This window comes from Streptomyces canus 299MFChir4.1 (assembly GCF_000383615.1).
GTDB lineage: Bacteria > Actinomycetota > Actinomycetes > Streptomycetales > Streptomycetaceae > Streptomyces > Streptomyces canus_C.
The window spans coordinates 55,074-72,809 of the sequence record NZ_KB911619.1 but is presented as its reverse complement, the minus strand read 5'-3'; the positions used below and the strand labels follow the sequence as shown (position 1 = coordinate 72,809).

14 protein-coding genes and 1 pseudogene are annotated in these 17,736 nt (G+C 68.6%); 5 read left to right on the top strand and 10 right to left on the bottom strand.

Features of this window, described 5'->3' with window-relative positions; all coding sequences use genetic code 11:
- The coding region (locus H293_RS51140) for a transposase (RefSeq protein WP_028808652.1) at positions 1 to 259 on the top strand (259 nt) is incomplete at its 5' end.
- A gap of 224 nt (positions 260 to 483) precedes the next feature.
- Here H293_RS51140 and H293_RS0141395 read toward each other — a convergent pair.
- From H293_RS0141395 to H293_RS0141380, 4 genes are all read right to left on the bottom strand, one after another.
- Complete coding sequence (locus tag H293_RS0141395; protein ID WP_020123654.1) at positions 484 to 666, bottom strand: hypothetical protein; 183 nt, start codon at positions 664 to 666, stop codon at positions 484 to 486.
- A 219-nt stretch (positions 667 to 885) separates the two neighbouring features.
- Complete coding sequence (locus H293_RS0141390; RefSeq protein WP_020123653.1) at positions 886 to 1,806, bottom strand: oxidoreductase; 921 nt, start codon at positions 1,804 to 1,806, stop codon at positions 886 to 888.
- A gap of 410 nt (positions 1,807 to 2,216) precedes the next feature.
- Positions 2,217 to 3,467: an NADH:flavin oxidoreductase/NADH oxidase family protein gene (locus tag H293_RS0141385; RefSeq protein WP_051138231.1), complete on the bottom strand. Its 1,251-nt coding sequence runs from the start codon at positions 3,465 to 3,467 to the stop codon at positions 2,217 to 2,219.
- Positions 3,464 to 4,489: an NAD(P)-dependent alcohol dehydrogenase gene (locus H293_RS0141380; protein WP_028808650.1), complete on the bottom strand. Its 1,026-nt coding sequence runs from the start codon at positions 4,487 to 4,489 to the stop codon at positions 3,464 to 3,466. The genes H293_RS0141385 and H293_RS0141380 overlap by 4 nt, the downstream gene beginning before the upstream one ends.
- Positions 4,490 to 4,591: 102 nt before the next feature.
- Here H293_RS0141380 and H293_RS0141375 point away from each other — a divergent pair, with 102 nt between their 5' ends.
- The gene (locus tag H293_RS0141375) at positions 4,592 to 5,170 is read left to right on the top strand and encodes a TetR/AcrR family transcriptional regulator (protein WP_020123650.1); all 579 of its coding nucleotides are present in this window, start codon (positions 4,592 to 4,594) and stop codon (positions 5,168 to 5,170) included.
- 14 nt (positions 5,171 to 5,184) lie between these two features.
- On the opposite strand, the gene H293_RS0141370 is transcribed toward H293_RS0141375, so the two are convergent.
- Genes H293_RS0141370 through H293_RS0141360 form a run of 3 tightly spaced genes read right to left on the bottom strand, consistent with a single transcriptional unit; the run spans position 5,185 to position 6,037 of the window.
- Complete coding sequence (locus tag H293_RS0141370; protein WP_033416286.1) at positions 5,185 to 5,433, bottom strand: DUF4190 domain-containing protein; 249 nt, start codon at positions 5,431 to 5,433, stop codon at positions 5,185 to 5,187.
- The gene (locus H293_RS0141365) at positions 5,421 to 5,798 is read right to left on the bottom strand and encodes a hypothetical protein (RefSeq protein ID WP_028808649.1); all 378 of its coding nucleotides are present in this window, start codon (positions 5,796 to 5,798) and stop codon (positions 5,421 to 5,423) included. The genes H293_RS0141370 and H293_RS0141365 overlap by 13 nt, the downstream gene beginning before the upstream one ends.
- Entirely contained in the window at positions 5,798 to 6,037 is a 240-nt protein-coding gene (locus H293_RS0141360) for a hypothetical protein (RefSeq protein WP_020123647.1), read from the bottom strand. The genes H293_RS0141365 and H293_RS0141360 overlap by 1 nt, the downstream gene beginning before the upstream one ends.
- A 713-nt stretch (positions 6,038 to 6,750) precedes the next feature.
- Between H293_RS0141360 and H293_RS0141355 the strand changes: the two genes are divergently transcribed.
- Entirely contained in the window at positions 6,751 to 7,638 is an 888-nt protein-coding gene (locus tag H293_RS0141355) for a YceI family protein (protein WP_020123646.1), read from the top strand.
- Positions 7,639 to 8,196: 558 nt separating this feature from the next.
- Positions 8,197 to 9,816: an NAD(P)/FAD-dependent oxidoreductase gene (locus H293_RS0141345; RefSeq protein WP_028808648.1), complete on the top strand. Its 1,620-nt coding sequence runs from the start codon at positions 8,197 to 8,199 to the stop codon at positions 9,814 to 9,816.
- 94 nt (positions 9,817 to 9,910) lie between these two features.
- On the opposite strand, the pseudogene H293_RS53200 reads toward H293_RS0141345, so the two are convergent.
- Positions 9,911 to 10,752 (bottom strand): annotated as a pseudogene (locus H293_RS53200) (IS5 family transposase).
- Between the two features lie 363 nt (positions 10,753 to 11,115).
- On the bottom strand, positions 11,116 to 12,150 hold the full coding sequence (locus H293_RS0141335) for a helix-turn-helix transcriptional regulator (protein WP_020123643.1): 1,035 nt from the start codon (positions 12,148 to 12,150) through the stop codon (positions 11,116 to 11,118).
- A 572-nt stretch (positions 12,151 to 12,722) separates the two neighbouring features.
- On the opposite strand from H293_RS0141335, the gene H293_RS0141330 reads away from it, so the two are divergent.
- Positions 12,723 to 16,820 (top strand): carboxypeptidase regulatory-like domain-containing protein, encoded by a 4,098-nt coding sequence (locus H293_RS0141330; RefSeq protein ID WP_020123642.1) that lies wholly within the window; start codon positions 12,723 to 12,725, stop codon positions 16,818 to 16,820.
- A gap of 332 nt (positions 16,821 to 17,152) precedes the next feature.
- Here H293_RS0141330 and H293_RS0141325 read toward each other — a convergent pair whose 3' ends face one another.
- The gene (locus H293_RS0141325) at positions 17,153 to 17,695 is read right to left on the bottom strand and encodes a TetR/AcrR family transcriptional regulator (protein ID WP_020123641.1); all 543 of its coding nucleotides are present in this window, start codon (positions 17,693 to 17,695) and stop codon (positions 17,153 to 17,155) included.
- Between the last annotated feature and the right edge of the window lie 41 nt (positions 17,696 to 17,736).

Genomic DNA, 17,736 nt, shown 5'->3' with positions numbered 1-17,736 from the left:
CCCACTGGACGCCTCCAGCGGGAAGAACACCCGCCACCGACTCAACACCGGAGGAAACCGAGCCCTCAACTCGGTGCTGCATATTGTCGCTGTCTGCCAGATTCGCGACGGCGGCCGCGGACAGGAGTACTACCTGCGCAAGATCGCCGAGGGCAAGACACCGGCGGAGGCACGCAGGGCCCTCAAACGGCGTCTCTCGAACGTGGTCTATCGCACCCTGAAACGCGACCGCCACAAGGCTCTCACTGCGGCCGCTTGACACACAGAGGCACTCATCAGCGTCTCCGACGGCACCTCCCGGGCCCGGTGACACCACCCCCCAGGTCATCCGTTCGACAGGGGGACACAGTCATGCCAGGCCCGGAGGCCAGCGGCCCTCTTGCAGGACCGCGGAAAACATAACGGGGGCCGAGCCACCCCCTGCTCCCGGCTGCGTCGTCGCGGGAGGCATTGTGGCGCCGCAGCCAGTCCTGCGCCGCCTGCTCATCGATGCCACGGGCCCTCGATATCCGTCCCCGTCCCCGTCCCCGTCTTCACCACGTTCCCCGGCTCGGTGTCTTCTGGCTCCGCGTCCGCCATCTCGCCCAGCACCATCGCGACGGTCTCCCGCGTGATCACCAGCCGCGACAGAGTCTCCCGGGCCCTCCAGCCGCCCAGCCAGCTCATCGGCCTCGGCCTACAGCTCCTCCACCCGCTGCCGAGCCGCTTTCCCGAGCCCGGAGCTCCGCCGGCAACGAAACCTTTGCCCCCACCTCCACCCCGCCACGGTAGGAGCAGGACGCCGACCCACACACGCCAATCAGCCTCTTCCCAGGTCAGCGGTCCCCCCAGAGGAACCACACCCAAAGCAGAAAGGGGTCAGCAGGTGACCGGATCAAGAGGGGATCAGTAGGTGACCTTCGTCAGTCGCTCGGACGCCTCCCACAGGCGCAGTTGCAGATCGGTGTCGTGGGACGCTCCGACGGAGTCGGCCCGCACCGGGTAACCGGTGTTCCCGCGCGGTCCGTAGTACTCACCGCCCCGTGCATCCGGATCGGTGGCCGCTCGCAACGGTCCCAACGCGCCCATCGCCGCGCTCTGCGAGATCATGCGCATGATCGGATTGACCCTCGGGTTGATCACGGTCCGGACGATCCAGTTCATGTCGCGGGCGCCGTCGGTCCGGGCCAGTCCCGCGTGTCCGGCCAGGGCGATGGTCTGCGCCCCGTCGGCTTCGAGACGCCGGTTCAGTTCGTAGGTGAAGAGCAGGTTGGCCAGCTTGGCCCGGTTGTAGGCCGCGATGTACCGGTACTTCTTGTCGCGCTCGGGGTTGAGGTCCGCGGGGTCGATCGTGCCGTTGCGGTGTCCGTTGCTGCCGACGATCACCACGCGTGACCCGGGTGTGCCGGTCATCATGTCGAGCACGAGCCCGGTGAAGGCGAACGGCCCCAGGTGGTTGACGGCGATGGTGGCCTCGAAACCGTCCTCGGTGACCGCGTACTTCGGACGGAAACCGCCCGCGTTGTTCACGAGCAGATCTATGTGGTCGTACTCGTCGTGCAGTCGCTGGGCGGCAACCCGGACCGAGGCCTGTGAAGCGAGGTCCAGCAGCACCGTTCGCACGTCACTGTCCGGCGCGGACACCCGGATCCGTTCCGCTGCGGCGGCCGCCCTCTCCTCGCTGCGGCAGGCCAGAACGACAGCGGCACCGTGTCGTGCCAGTGCCGTCGCGATCGCGAAACCCAAGCCGGTGTTCGCGCCCGTCACCACGGCTGTGCGCCCGTGCAATTCGGGAATGTCGTGGTCGGTCCAGTGCTGTGCTGCCATCGGGATCCTTGTGTGCGTCGGGCGGTCGATATATCGGACAGCCGCTACGGGGAGATCGGGGCTTTCTTCGGGGTGCGTCGCGCCGAGCCGCTCTTCCCGTGCGGTCGGACGCGATGCCGCAGTCAACTGTATGTAACGATCATTCCATTCATTCGTTTCCGCCGCCCAGAACCCCTCCGGTTGTTTACGTGGGTGACGAGATGTCTGAACGGAACGCATTGCGGAGGCAGTTGAGCGCACTGGCGCGGCGGGGACCCGGACCGGCGGACGGTCCGGCCCCGCGCCGTCGGTACTGGCCCGTGACAACGGCGGGTGGTCGACCGCCGCCGACTCGGCCGGCGCTGGTCCGGTAGGCGGCGCCTTTCTGACCCACCTGATGCGCGACATGGCCGGTGGGGCGGGGTTATGTGTCAGGCCGGTCTTTCGCGGCGGTAGCGGCGCCTCGCGCGGGAGCGCCGGTACTGGTCGACGACCAGGGCGGCGACCAGGGGAAGTGGTCGTCCCGAACGGCCGCGGCTGATGTCACGCAGTCGTGAGGTGACGCTCGCCTGTACGGCCGCGACGCGCAGGGACCTGGAGCGGAGCGCCGAGCGAACCGCCGTGACCTCGCCGTCCTCCCCCGCGAGCCAGCTGAGCGGGGCGTCCGGCCGCTGCGCGAGCGCGGTGGCGACGCCGACGAGCGAGAACCCGCGCGCCATCACCTCTTCCGCGACCCGTGCCCGGCGGATGCCGCCGGTGAGCATGAGCGGGACCGAGGCGGACTCGACGAGTTCACCGGCGAGTTCGAGGAAGTAGGCCTCGCGCTCCAAGGTGCGGTTGTCCGCCGGCGAACCGGCCGTGGCGAGTGACTCGATGCTCCCTCCCGACAGTTCGACGAAGTCGACGCCGTCGCTGAGCCACTCGATGACATGGTGGGCGTCTTCGAGGTCGAAGCCGCCCCGCTGGAAGTCCGCGGAGTTGAGCTTGACGGCGATACCGAAACCCGGTGACACGCGCGCGCGGACAGCGGCGACGACATCGAGCAGCATCCTGGCGCGGTTGCGGAGGGAGCCACCCCACCGGTCGGTCCGCTTGTTGACCAGCGGCGAGAGGAACTGGGCGAGCAGATACCCGTGCGCGGCGTGGATCTGGACACCGGCGAACCCGGCCCGCTCCGCGAGCGCCGCCGTGACCGCGAACCGTTCCACGGTGTCGTGGATCTCCTCCTCCGTCATCGGCGTCGGCACCGGAAAGAGCCTCGAGAGCGAGCCGACGTTCACGGGAACCGCGGAGGGCGCCAGCGCGCGCGAGCCGGTGTCTCGCTGGACGACTCGCCCGGGGTGGTTGATCTGCATCCAGAACGAGCTCGCCTCCGCTGCCGCCGCCCAGGCCCGGAAGGGTTCGAGGTCGCTGGTGGCGTCCAGGATCACGTCGGCCGGCTGCGCGACGGCCGAACGGTCGACCATGACGTGTCCCGTCAGCATCGTTCCCGCACCGCCTCTGTCCCAGGTGCGGTACAGCGTCACGAGCCTGTCGTCGGGATGGCCGCCGCTGCCCGCGAGCTGCTCCTCCATCGCCGCTTTCACCAGGCGGTTGGGAAGAGTGATACCGCAGGGCAGTCGCAGCGGGGAGGCGAGGGGCGGGGCTGTGGCCCGCTGTTCGGAACGGGACCCTGATGTCATCGCTGGAGCACCAGCTTCCCGGTGGTCCGTCCCGCGTGGCTCTCCTCGATCGCCGCCAGCACGCCTTCCAGCGTCAGCGGGAAGGAACCGGATACGTGTACGTGGACCTGGCCGGCCTCGACCCTCTCGTTCACCCGCCGCAGAAGGGCACCGGAGGCCTTGAGGAAGACGGGGTGGTACTTCCTGCCCCGCGCACCCGCGCCTCGTAGCCTGCGAGCGGTGATCGTCGACAGGAGCCGGGCGGCGGAGGCGGGGGTGACCACACCGTCCTCGTCCCGCGCGATGGTCACGAACCGCCCTCCCGGACGCAGTATCTGCCGTGCCCCGATCCACTGCTCGCGACCACCGACGCAGTCGATCACCACGTCGAACGAGTCCGCGCCAAAGCTCGACGGCAGATCGGTCCGGTGCCGGTCGATGACCTCGTCCGCCCCCATCTCGTGGACGAACTCCTGGTTCCGCGCGCTGGCGACGCCGACCACGAAGGCTCCGGCCGCGTGTGCCATCTGGACCGCGAAGTGACCGACGCCTCCGGACGCCCCGATCACCGCGACACGGGTTCCGGGCCCGACCCGGCCACGGTCCAGACAGGCCAGCGCGGTCTGCGCGGCCAGCGGGATCGCGGCGGCCTCGGCGAAGGCCAGCCCAGCCGGTACGGGGGCGAGCAGTTCCTCGCGCACATTGACGTACTCCGAGGCACCGCCTGCGTCGATCTCGTTGTCGGCGTGCACCCGGTCGCCTACCCGGAACGAGGTGACCTCGTCGCCGACGGCGGTGACGACGCCGGCGAGGTCGAACAGGGGCGTGAACGGGAAGCGCCGGCGGGCGATGAGGCGTCGATTCCCCTCGATCATCTGCCAGTCGATGGGATTGACCGCCGCCGCCCGGACCTGCACCTGCACCTCCCGGGCTCCAGGAGCGTGGACGGGAAACGCTTCGGACAGGGCGAGCACATCATGGGCCGCGCCGTAGCGGCTCTGCACGATCGCCCGCTGTGTACGCGGAACCGCTTGGGGAGTCATCGGGCCGCTCCGACTGCTGGATGAAGTACTGGACTCATAGAAAAGTACTGTACTAGTAGTTCAGTAGTGGGCGGTCGGGCCGGGTGGGGTTAGTCTTGAGGAATGGCGAAGTCGTCGAGTGATCCCGTCGATCCGCGCGTGACGCGGACGCGGCGCGACGTGATCGCGGCGAGCGCCGCGTCACTGCTGGAAGAAGGCTGGGGAGCGACGACACACGCCGAGGTCGCCCGGAGGGCGGGTTACTCGAAGGCGACCGTGTATGCGCACTGGCCCACCACTGTCGATCTCATGCGGGACGCGATCGCCCGGATCTGCGAGGACGCGACCCTTCCACCGGCGGGCGGCAACCTCCGCGAGGACCTGCACGCCGCCCTGAGCGCGCTTGCGCAGACCCTGTCGGAAGGCCGGTACGACCGGCTGATGGCAGGCGTCATCGAGCGCGCCGCCCAGGACCAAGGGGCGCGCGACCTCCGCGACCGTCTGTACGAGACCGCCACGACCGGGGTCCGCGGCGTCCTCACCGCCGGCCTCCGGCCCGACGACGTCGAGCCCTGCCTCACCATGCTCGTCGGCGCGGTTCTCGTCCGGGCGACCTACGAGGGCGAAGCGGTGACCTCCGAATTCATCACGGACATCATCGACCGAGCCCTCGCCCGCGTGGAGCCGACGGCCGGTCACTGAACCGCCGTCGGTTCTCAGGCGGTGGCGATGACCAGGACGGCGAGCCCCAGCCCCAGGGCCGTGCCGAAGGCGCCGCAGATGATGCCGGCCAGGGCCTGGCCGGCGTTGGTGGCCTCGCCCCGGCGGGCCCTCGCACGGCCGGCCACGCCGAAGATGACGCCGAGGACACCGACCACGATGGCGAGCGGCCCCATGCAGAAGCCGACGACCGCGATGATGCCGAGGACGAGACCGGCCGTGCCCACTGCTTCTAGAGCTTCCATGCTCGCAACTGGTCGGCGATCTCGGGGACCCGCAGGCGTGTGTCGCGGATCTTCCGTACGAGCTCGGACAGGGCGCCATAGGGCGGGTCGACGCCTTCGCCGGACTGATCCATGTACTGGGCGGCGACGAACGCGGCGTAGAGACTGTTGCGGTGCGGGAGGGGCTCCAGGCGCACGATGGTGTGCATGAGCGCGGCCGCGCGCCAGGCGGCGTCAGGGTCGGCCGCCTGAAGGGTGGGCAGTTTGGTCTTGTGCCGGGCTACGGCGGCCACCAGGGCGGAGTAGTCCGCGACGGACATGTCCTCGGAACCGAGGGCGGCCTCCTGGACATCGAGGAGCCAGGAGACGTCGATGCGCAAGTGCATCAGGCGGCCGCGGCCCCGCCGGGACGTACGGAGGGAGGCACTTCGCCGGGGAAGGCCTCGTCGAACTCGTCGCGCAGCCGGTCGGCCCAGGCACTCGCGCCCGTAATGAACTGCTTGCGCTGCATCTCGCGGACACCGAGGTCGTGCAGGTACTGCTTGAGGCTCTTGCCCTCGGCGGCGGCCGCCGCACGGACACCTTCGAGTTCTTCCTCGGTGAACGACACGTTCAGGGATGGCATACCCGGATGGTACCTAGTTGGTGCCGGGCGTGGGAACCGTCCACAGAACCCCTGCAAGCCCTCGATGAAGATGTTGACGTGCTTCACGCGCGCGGTACCTATCCACGCCGCAGGCAGCGGCGTAGCCGCGATGGGCGCCCTCCGCTGACGCGCTCGGAGCGGGCCCCCTTCGAGTGAGCACCCCACGAAACCGCGTCCCATGACGCCCGCCCGGAGCGGGAGAGGCAGGCTCCCTGTAGACCTTGGGTGTGGAGCGGGACCGTGGTCCACGGTGGTCATTCGGTGCCGACGGTGCCCGTAGTGGTCGACGCGACACCCGACGCGCACCTCAAGGTCGACTGGGAGCAGGTGTGTTCCAAGGGGCCACCACGCCGTGAACACTGTGTCCGTACAGTGCAGCTGACGCGACGTGAGTGAACATAGCCCGCAGATTGTGTGAGCAAATGCGCGCGCCGCCGAGACCGCGGCGTGCCCGTGCAGCCGGGCGTCGGCCGTGGTCGCAGGGGGTCGGGCGGCCCCGAACCCGCTGAAGCACCGGATTGGGGCTCGATTGCCTGTGCGAAGCTGCTTGCTCGCACCGGTCTATGCTGACGCTCGGCTGCGCAGGGTGTCGGCCAATTACCTTTCCGTCCAGCACTTTTGACAGGAGCGGGGCGCGCCACCGCTCGTAGAAACGTTCGTACAGGGACACGCGAAAATTGATCAGGCACTTGTTGGGCAGACGAAAATTCGCGAACCAGACGAAGGGCGCGCTCGCCGGCCTGTCGGTGCCGCAGAGTGCGGGCCTCCTCAGCTTCCGCGTCATCGACTCGGTCGGTGAGCCCCTGGTGCAGGCGCAGTACAGGCTGAACGACAGCCAGGGGCGCAAGGTCGTCGCAGGAGAAACGGACCCGTACGGCTGGGGCGTCGTCGTGGTCCCCGTCGGCGACTACCGCATGTCGGTCTCGGCGGACGGCTTCGCCGCGCACCTGGGACACGCGTCCGTGCGAGAGGGGGGTGCGCCCGTTGCGCTCGGCGACCTCACCCTGAATGTCGCCCCCACGCTGCCTCTACCCGAACCCGGCGAGTGGGAGATCGAGGCCGCGCACACCCGAATAGGCTTCACCGCCCGCCACATCGGTCTCGGCCGCGTTTACGGCGGCTTCGGCAACTTCGCCGGGGCCATCAGGGTCGGCAGCACCGTGGAGCACACCGCGATGCATGTCGTCATCGACGCGGCATCGATCGACACCAACGTCAAGATGCGTGACAACCACCTGCGGTCCGGGGACTTCCTCGACGTGGAGAAATTCCCGACCCTGGAGTTCTACAGCGACCGATTCGTGCACCGCGGCGGCCAGAACTGGGTGATCACGGGCGGTCTCACCCTCCACGGGGTGACCCGCACGGTGACCCTCGACGCGCAGTACAACGGCGTGCGGGTGGGCATGGAGGGCGAGACCCGCGCCGCCATCCACGCCACGACCGAACTGCACCGCGAGGACTACGACATCAACTGGCAGACCATGCTGGCGCGCAACATCGCCGTGGTCGGCTCGAACATCAAGGTCGACCTGGACATCCAGATCGTCCCCAAGGGCACCGAACTGGAATTCAAGTAACGCAGAGGCGAACTCCGCAGAGCCGCGTACGGACCCGACCGGTCCCGTACGCGGCTCTCCTCCGTTCCGGGCCGGGCGCTGACAGCAGGTGCGAAGCAGGAGACGGCCAGCCGGGGCTTTCGGTGACGTCGTCGTCAGACGGAGTGCTGGTGAAATGGACAGCCTCGGACGGGTTCACCTCACTGGCGAAAGACCAGCCCGGATCCTCCGGCGACGGCATACAGGCAATCGTTCAGGCCGCAGTGCCGGGCCTGCTTCTGCAACTCGGGCACACGGTCACAGAACCCTCCAACGGCCATGACCTGCTCGTTCTCTCCTGAACGCTGAACTTCCACCTCATTGTGCCCTCACACGGCGCGCGGTGGGCAGTTCCGGTGCGAAGGATGAAGAACCTCGCCGCGGTCGAGCGGGCCCTCCGCACCGGGTGCGTCTGGTCCAGTTCGGTGTCTCTTCGGTTCGCCTCCCGCAGAAACGCGCGGGATACACGAATGCGCGGTACGCCGTAACCGCCCCTTGGCACGCTTCCCTCGTCGTTCAAGATCGGAAGGGGAGCCCCTCATGGCAGAGTTACAGGCCGGAACGGGAACGAGCCGACGCGCGTTCCTTCGCAGAGTGGGTGTGACCGGTGGCGCCGGCGCCATGTTCGCCACGATGGGGGCGCTCGGCCTCGCCCCCACCGCCGCCTACGCAGCAGAGAAGGACGCACCGTTCCGCGCCCCTAGGCACAGCGATTTCACACTCCAGGGTCGCAAGGGCAGACCAGCCAAGGTCGTCGTCATCGGCGCGGGCATCGCCGGCCTCACCTCTGCCTACGAACTCGGCAAGGCCGGCTATGACTGTACGGTCCTCGAAGCGCGCGATCGCGTAGGAGGCCGCAACCTCACCGTCCGCGGCGGCGACCGGCTGACCGACATCAACGGTGTCAGCCAGACCGCGGGATTCGGCAAGGGCCAGTATATGAACGCCGGCCCCGCACGCATCGCCCAATGGATGGTCACGCTCGACTACTGCCGCGAACTAGGCGTGCCCGTGGAGGTCTTCACGAACACCAATGCCGGCGCGCTCATCTACAACGAGACCACCGGCATGAAGGCTCCGGTGCAGTACCGCACCGCCAAGGCCGACGTCTACGGCTACGTCTCGGAGTTGCTGTCCAAGGCCACGAACTCCGGGGCGCTGGACGCCGAATTGACGGGGGACGACAAAGAGCGGCTGCTGAATTTCCTCAAGAGCTACGGCTCGCTCGGTTCCGACTACACGTACACGGGTACCGAACACCGCGGCTTCAGCGTCGACCCGGGTGCCGCCGGTGCGCCGGGCAAGGAACTCGGCGACGTACCCTCCCTCTCCGAGGTGTTCGCCTCCAACGTAGGCCGCACCTTCTCCTTCGAGTTCGGCCACGACCAGGCGATGCTGATGTTCCAGCCCGTCGGCGGCATGGACCGGATACCGATGGCGTTCGCCCGCGCCATAGGCGAGGAGAGGATCCGCACCGGCGCGGCCGTCACCGACATCAAGAACACCCCTGACGGCGTGCAGATCACCTACACCCAGAAGGGCCGCACCCGCACCATCACGGCCGACTACTGCATTGCCACCCTTGCCCCGCACATCCTGGCCAAGACCTCGCACAACCTCGGCACCGCGGTGCAGACCGCCCTGCGGGCGGTGAAGCCTTCCTACGCCTCCAAGATCGGCCTTGAGTACAAGAGCCGCTGGTGGGAGAGGGATTTCAGGATCTTCGGCGGCATCACCGAGACCGACCTGGACCTCGATCACATCTGGTACCCGTCCTACGGACACCTGGGCGAACGCGGCCTGATCATCGGCTACTACAACACGGGCGCCCACTCCGAGGTCTACTCGGCGCTCACCCCGGCCCAGCGCCTGGAACGCGCCCTCGACCAGGGCGTCAAGATCCACGGCGGCAAGTACCGCAGCGAACTCGCCGCGTCATACTCCCACCAGTGGAAGCTCGTTCCCTACCTCGAAGGCGCTTGGCACTCCATGCCCGGTGGCCCCGACGCACCGGCGTACGCGCCGCTCAACACGGCCCAGGGGCACGTGTACTTCGCCGGTGACTACCTCAGCTATCTGGATGCCTGGCAGCATGGCGCGATCTCCTCTGCCCGCAAGGTCGTCACCGAGTTGCACCAGCGCGTACTCGCCTCCTGGTGACCCTCGCGGCTGAACACAGCCCTGCTCAGCCAATCCCCAGCTCAGCCCCTCCCCTTCACTGAGCGCTTGGTCCGGTGCTGTGTTTGGTCCCGGGTCAGGTTCCGCGCCAGTTGGGGGTGACTTCGCCAGTGAGTCTGCGGGCGGGCCATGATGTCGGTCACCGCGAGGTCAATGGGCTTCGGCGCGGTGCGGGTGTGTCTCGTCGTCGCGGGCGAGGCGTCGGTGGTGCATGAGCCAGCCGATGCCGCGTTCGATGGTCCACCGTCTCGGGATGATCGTGAACCCGCGGGCGCCGGGCGGGCGTTGGACGGGGTGGACGTGGATGCCGAGGCGAGCTCTCCGTGGTCGATGGCGGTGGTGCGGTAGCCCGCGTCCACCCAGGCCTTCGTGATGTGCGGGTGGGCGGCGGCGATGCGGGACAGCGGTATCACGCCGGCCGCGGTGTCCAAGACGCTGGCGGCGGTGATCAGCACGGTCAGCAGCAGGCCGAGGGTGTCGCAGCCGAGGTGACGCCGGCGCCCGTTGATCCGTTTGCCGGCGTCGGTGCCCTGGTCCGCGAGGTGCACGCTGGCGAGGTCTTGATGGTCTGGGAGTCCAGCACGCTGGCCGACGGCTCGGCGTCACGGCCCTCGGCTTCGCGGACCAGGCGCCGCAGCAGGCCGGTGAGCTGCTCGAACACGCCGTCCTGCTGCCATTTGGCGAAGTACCCGTACACCGTGGCCCACGGCGCGAAGTCGTGCGGGAGGTAGCGCCAGGGGATCCCCGTGCGGTCCATGTAGAGGATCGCGTCCAGGAGCTGCGCAGGTCATGCTCCGGTGAGCGGCCGATGTCCAGTGCGCAGCCGCGTCGATCGGCCCGCCAGGCAGTCAGGACCGGCTCGACCAACTTCCAGCGGACATAGGACAGATCGCTCGGGTAACGGCGGCGTTCAGGCACGATCCGGGCCTACCCTCCAGACCCGGGCGCTCGTGCCAGCGCTCGAAGCACACGGCGCATAATCCGGCGCCTTGGGATGAAACAGGAGAGCGAGACCAAGACGCCCGCTCGATCACCTCTGCTGCAACTTAGGCCACATAAACCTCATCGACCCCACCCGGTCCGGCCGTCGGGCGGGCAGCCCCTCGTACCGCCGACAGTGGGCGCCTTCTGCCGCGAGGTGATGCGCCGTGTGGAGTTGCTGACCGCCTGACGGCGCCGGCCGGTGTCCCGCATCGCGGCGCGAGCAGCCCGCTGACGAACAACGGCACCGGGCCGCCTCTGGGACGCCGATGGGCGGCGGCACCGGCGTGACGGCCCCGCTCACCCTTCCGCATCCCCCAACAAGCCGCGTTCCTGGGCCAGTAGGGCTATCTGGAACCGGGTCCGTGCGCCCAGTTGTCTGCCCAGATCGCTGATATGGGTCTGCACGGTCCGGCGGCTGAGTCGCAAGGCGCGTGCGATGGCGTCGTCCTTCATGCCAACGGACATGAGGCGAAGGATGTCCCGCGTCCGACTGTGCAGAGCGCCCTCTTGCCTTTCGGGGCTTGCGGTATGCGAAGCGGGGCTGCTTTCCAGCGAGAGGGGCACCGCACGCTCCCATACGCTTTCGAAGAGGGCGGTCAGTACTTCGAGCAGCGTTGAGGAGTGCACCACGAGTGAGCCTGCGGCGGGATCGTCTTTGCGTAGCGGCATGATCGCCGCTACGCGGTCGAAGATGACTAGTTTCATGGGAATTCCGGGCAGCAGCCGTAGCTCCCCTTCCGCGGGTGTGCCCCCGAGGGCTGTTTGCAGGCATCCGTCGTCGGCGATTCCGTCGCTGTCGTACACAGACCGCAGCCGCACACCCGGACGGACCATGCCGCCCGCAGCCGTGGACGTGTCGGTAGGAGTGATCCGCCGGGTCACATACGGCGGTCTCGCGAAATGCAGCACCTCCTGCCGACTGCTCCTCAGAAGGTGAGCGTAGCGGGCGCCGACCTGTTCATCGCTCTCGACGACCTCGAAGAGATCCGAGGCGATCTGCCGTCCGGGGGCCGTGCGATAGACCTCGTCGAGCTGTTCCGCGTACAGCTCCGCTCTGGCCAACTCCTGCCGCTTACGGGCCAGAAGGGCCCCCAGCGAGGAGCGGGGCGGGCCGGCGCTCCAGCGTGTGGGCTGTCCCCCGATGCGTACAGCCAGGAGTTCGGCCTCCAGGGACCGTAACGCGGTCCCGGCCGCCGCGGCTGAGACGCCGGTCCCTGCCGCAACCGCGTCCTCGTCAGCGCCCGGATGGCTGACCACGTACTCCAGTGCCTGCCGGGCCAGGGGGCCCAGACCGGTGCCTGCCCACAACGCGTCTGAGGAGGACACGTCCATCAGCGACTCCTCGGGAGATCGGAACGAGATGCACGCCGATGCTACGCAAGTGCGCAACTGCGCGCGCCCGCAGGCGATGGATCTTGTCGGGCCGGGCTGCCGAGGCCAGGATGATCAGAGGTCACTGGCGCGGTGACCTCTGTTTCGACGACATGTCCGACACGACAACCACAGCGACCGCCCCAGGGTTTGCACCCCGATACCCGGCAGCCTGCAGCCTGCAGCCTGCAGCCTGCAGCCGACGGAAAGACAATTCCCGTAACGAATAGGCCCTCGCGCTTCTTGAGCGATGGGCCCCCTTGGCATGAGAATTCATTTCCGAACCCGACTACTTCACAAAGAATCCTTACGACATGCACATGTAACACAAGGCCTATTGTCAAATCCGCTTCGCGGTACGCCAATTGATTGCGGCGAATGTGAACACCGTCATTCGCCGTCGACCGGGGTCGTGTACGAGTCGGCCCCTGCAAAGCGAACCGAGGAGTAACATTTTGCGCACCTCCCCGAGAACCGGTTCGGCTTTACGCCGAAGAGCCGCCGCCTGCCTGACCGTGCTCAGCGCCGCCGCAATGACGCTCCTGGGCATACAGATCCCGGCGCACGCGGTGGCGCCACCCGCTTCATCGGCCTCGTCGGCCAAGAAGAAGGCCGCCCTCGAACCCTCCTGCTCCACCCCCAAGAAGGGCGAGGCCGCATGCTTCGCCCTGCGTCGCACCGACACCACGGCCCTCAAGGGCCTGTTGCCCGCCTCAGTCACCCCCAGCGGCTACGGTGCAGCCGACCTGCAGAGCGCCTACAGCCTTCCCGCCGACGGTGGCGCGGGGCAGACGATCGCCATCGTCGACGCCTATGACGACCCCAGCGCCGAAGCCGACATGGCCGTCTACCGCGAGCAGTACGGGCTGCCCGCCTGCACCACGGCGAACGGCTGCTTCACCAAGGTCGACCAACGCGGCGGCACCAACTACCCCGCGCCCGACGCCGGCTGGGCCGGCGAGATCTCCCTCGATCTGGACATGGTCTCCGCGGCCGCGCCGAACGCACACATCCTGCTCGTCGAGGCAGACCAGCCGAGCTTCGAGGACCTCGGGGCGGCCGTCGACCAGGCCGTCGCACTCGGCGCCAAATACGTTTCCAACTCCTACGGCACCAACTACAACAGCACCCCGGGCAGCGGCGAGCTCCCGGACGAGACGACGTACGACGCCCACTACAACCACCCCGGCGTCGCCGTGGTCGCCTCCTCGGGCGACAGCGACTACGGGGTCGCCTACCCCGCCGTCTCCCCCTACGTGACCTCCGTCGGCGGCACCTCACTGGTCCGGGACTCCGGCACCGCACGCGGCTGGTCCGAGTCGGTCTGGAACCGCAACGGCTTCGGCCCGGGCTCCGGCTGCTCCCTCTACGAGCCCAAGCCCGCCTTCCAGACGGACACCGGATGCGACAAGCGCACCGTCGCCGACGTCTCCGCCGTGGCCGACCCGGCCACCGGGGTCGCGGTCTACCAGACCTACGGCGGTGGCGGCTGGCAGGTGTACGGCGGCACCAGCGCCTCCTCACCCATCATCGCCGGCGTGTACGCGGCCGCCGGAACCCCTGTCGCGGGCACGTACCCCAACTCCTACCCGTATGCCTCCGGGACCGGTCTCAATGACGTAACCACCGGCGACAACGGCACCTGCACCCCCGCGTATCTGTGCACCGCCGGTACCGGCTACGACGGCCCGACCGGCCTGGGCACACCCGACGGGCTGGCCGCGTTCCGAAGCGGCCCGCACGGGAGGCTCTCCGGCACCGTCACCGACGACAGCACCGGCAAGCCGGTGGCCGGAGCCACCGTCACCACCCAGGGCGGCGGCACCGCGCACACCGCTGCCGACGGGACCTACTCGCTCGTCCTGCCGGTAGGCAGCTACGACATCAGCGTCGAAGCGTACGGCTACACCACCGGCACCGCCTCCGGCGTGTCCCTCGGTGACGGCGACGCCCTCACCAAGAACTTCGCCCTCACCCCGGTCCCGACGCGGACGGTCTCCGGCAAGGTCACCGACGGCTCCGGTCACGGCTGGCCGCTCTACGCCAAGATCACCGCGGACGGCGTTCCCGGCGGCCCGGTGTGGACCGACCCGCTCACCGGTGCCTTCGACCTGAAGCTGCCCCAGGGCCACGACTACACCCTGCACGTGGTCAGCGCCTATCCCGGCTACACCTCGCCCACCAAGAAGATCACCGTCGCGGCCTCCGACCAGAGTCTGAACATCGCGGTTCCGGTCGACCCGTGGGCGGCCACCGTGCCTGCCGGCTACTCGGTACGGGACGAAGGCACCACCGAGCCGTTCGACTCGACCGACTCCGCCCCGAAGGGCTGGAAGGTGGTCAACGCCGACGGGACGACCGGCGGCTGGACCTTCGACGACCCGGGCTCGCGCTCCAACACCACCGGCGGCGACGGCGGGTTCGCCATCGTCGACAGCGACCACTACGGCGGCGGGGTGCACCAGGACTCACAACTGCTCAGCCCCGTATACGACTTCACCGACGACTCCGCACCCGAGATCGCCTTCGCCAACGACTACTGGGCCATCGGGGGCCAGAGCGCGGACGTCGACGCGACCACCGACGGCGGCGCGACCTGGACCACGCTCTGGTCCGCAAGCGGCACCACCTTCGGTGCGCAGAAGGTCGAACTCCCGCTGACCGACTACGTCGGCAAGGCATCGGTGCAACTCCGCTTCCACTTCACCGGCTCCTTCGGCTGGTGGTGGAAAGTCGACAACGTTTTCATCGGTGATCGCCACGTCGCGTCCGTCCCCGGCGGTCTGCTCACCGGCACCGTGACGGATGCCAACACCTCCACGGGTCTGGTCGGCGCCACCGTGACGAACAAGGACGACAGCAAGCAGAGCGCCGTCACCTTCGCGACCCCCGACGACCCCGATCTGGGCGACGGCATCTACACCCTGTTCTCCTCCCTCGGCAGCCACGGCTTCACCGCGGCGAAGCCGCACTACACCGGGCTCGACAAGACGGTGAAGGTGCGGGCCGACAGCGCGGTCGGCGCTGACTTCGCACTCGGCGCCGGGCAGCTGACGCTGGACAAGACCTCCATCACCGCGTCGGTCGGATGGGGCGAGCAGGCCACCAAGACCCTCACGGTCAAGAACACCGGCACGGCGGCCGCCACCGTCAAACTGGGGGAACAGTCCGGCGGGTTCAGCATCGAGTCCGCGGGCGGCGCCCCGCTGAAACTGGTCAAGGGCACCTACACCCCGCTGTCGAGCAAGGCCGCAGAGGCCGCCGCGGGCACCACCGCCAAGGTGGCTCCGGGAGCCGCCGGTGACGCCTGGCAGGCGGCCCCCGACCTGCCGGTCGAGGTGATGGACAACGCTGTCGCCACCAACGATGGGAAGATCTACTCCGCCTTCGGCTTCGACGGCAGCGCCGACACCAAGGACATGTACGCCCTCGATCCGGTCGCCGGTACCTGGACCAAGCTGGCCAGCGCGGCGGACACCCGGGAGGATCCCGCCCACGGCTTCATCGGCGGCAAGTTCTACGCCGTCGGCGGCTGGGGACCCGGCGGCGACCCCGACTCCAAGCTGGAGATCTACGACCCGGGCAGTGACACCTGGACCACCGGCGCCGCCTCGCCCAAGCCGTACGCGGGCTCCGGCAGCGCCGTGCTCGACGGCAAGCTCTACGTGGTCGGCGGCTGCGGGACGACCTCCTGCGGCTCCACGGATGTCACCGTCTACGACCCGGCCGCCGACAGCTGGTCCACGCTGGCCGCCTACCCGGAGCAGATCTCCTGGAGTTCCTGCGCCGGCATCGGCGGCGAGCTGTACTGCGCCGGCGGATACAACGGCAACAGCGAGATCAAGCACTCCTACGTCTACGACCCCGCCGCCAACGCCTGGTCACAGGTCGCCGACCTGCCGGTCGCCCTCTGGGGCGCCGCGTACACCTCCGCCAACGGTCTGCTCGTCACCGCGGGTGGTGTGACCGGGAACAGCATCACCAACCAGGGCTTCTCCTTCGACCCGAAGGCGGGCACCTGGACCGCCCTGCCCAACGCCGACCGCGCCACCTACCGCGGTGGAGGCGGGCTGGGCTTCTTCAAGGTCGGTGGCGGCGTCGCGCAGGCGACCCCCGCAGCAACCGTGGAGGTGCTGCCGGGTTACGACCAGGGAGAGTCGAGCGAGGTCAGCTGGTTGAACGAGAGCGCGCAGCAGCTGACTCTTCAGCCCGGCAAGAGCTCGAAGGTGACGATCACCCTGGACGCCTCCGTGGCCGAGGTGACCCAACCGGGAGCCTTCACCGCCCAGCTGACCTTCAGCACCGACACTCCGTACTCCGTGCCCAGGCTCCCCGTCGAGATGCACGTCGCCCCGCCCAGCACCTGGGGCAAGATCACCGGGACGGTGCTGGGAGTCACCGCCGGCGGCGGCACCGCGCCGATCGCGGGGGCCACGATCCAGATCGACACCTGGGCCACGAGCTACACGCTGACGACGGACGCCACCGGCGGGTACGCCCTGTGGCTCGATGTCCGCAACAACCCGCTCACCGTCATCGCCGCCAAGGACGGCTTCCAGCCGACCGTCGCGACGGTGACGATCAAGAAGAAGTCCACCGTCACCAAGAACTTCACCCTCAAGAGAAAGTAGGCGGGACCATCCGGAAGCCGGGGTGACACGCTCCCGAACGGGGCAGGCTCACCCCGGCCTTCCGGCCCCCGATGTTCAGGTCTCAGCGCTCCAGAAGCCACTTGGACTACTGTCCGATGCCACCGGCGGCGGCCTCGTCTGACGTACCCCGCAGCAACAAAGGCCACACCCACGGGTGTTGGTTCACCGGGCGGTGGCGGCCAGGTCGCCATAGTGCGGTCCGCGGCTCCGGGCGAGTCCGTACGCGCCGCCATGGAACTCGAAGTCGGTCGGCTGTGGACCTGACGGCTTGCCGTCATCGCCATTACGGGGCCGTGCCAACGAAGCCGGGACTATGTCCGTGGTTCCACTCCGCTGATGGCTATCCGCAGGAGGCGGGAGGCCAACTCCGGGTCGTTCTCGGCTCGGATGGCAATGCCGTTGGCCAGGGCGAGCAGGTCGTCGACCGTGATCTCGGGACGCAGTCGGCCGGCCCTCACCGCGGTTGCCGCCAGCTCGGCGGCGACGTCTGCCAACATGCCGTGGCAGCCGCTGTCGTCCACGGTGGGCCGCAGGGAGACGGCCAGCCCGCGAGTAGTGGCGGTGTAGCGGGTCAGCTCCTCCAGCCAGACCGCCAGGCCGCCGCCCGCTGTCTCGTTGAGCTCCCGGCCGCGTGCCGCCAGACGCTCCACACCCTCATGGAAGACCGCGGTCAGCAAGGCCTCGCGGGAGCGGAAGTGCCGGTGCAAGGTCGCCGAACCGAGCCCGGCCCGCCGGGCGATCTCCTCCAGTGAGGCGGAGGCACCATCCCGCGCCACGACCTCGGCGGCAGCGGCGAGCAGGCGCTCGCGATTGCGCCGCCAGTCGGCGCGCTGTGGGATCTGCTGGCTTGTCATCGCGCCGATCCTAACCTCCTCTCGACAAACGGGGGGCCACC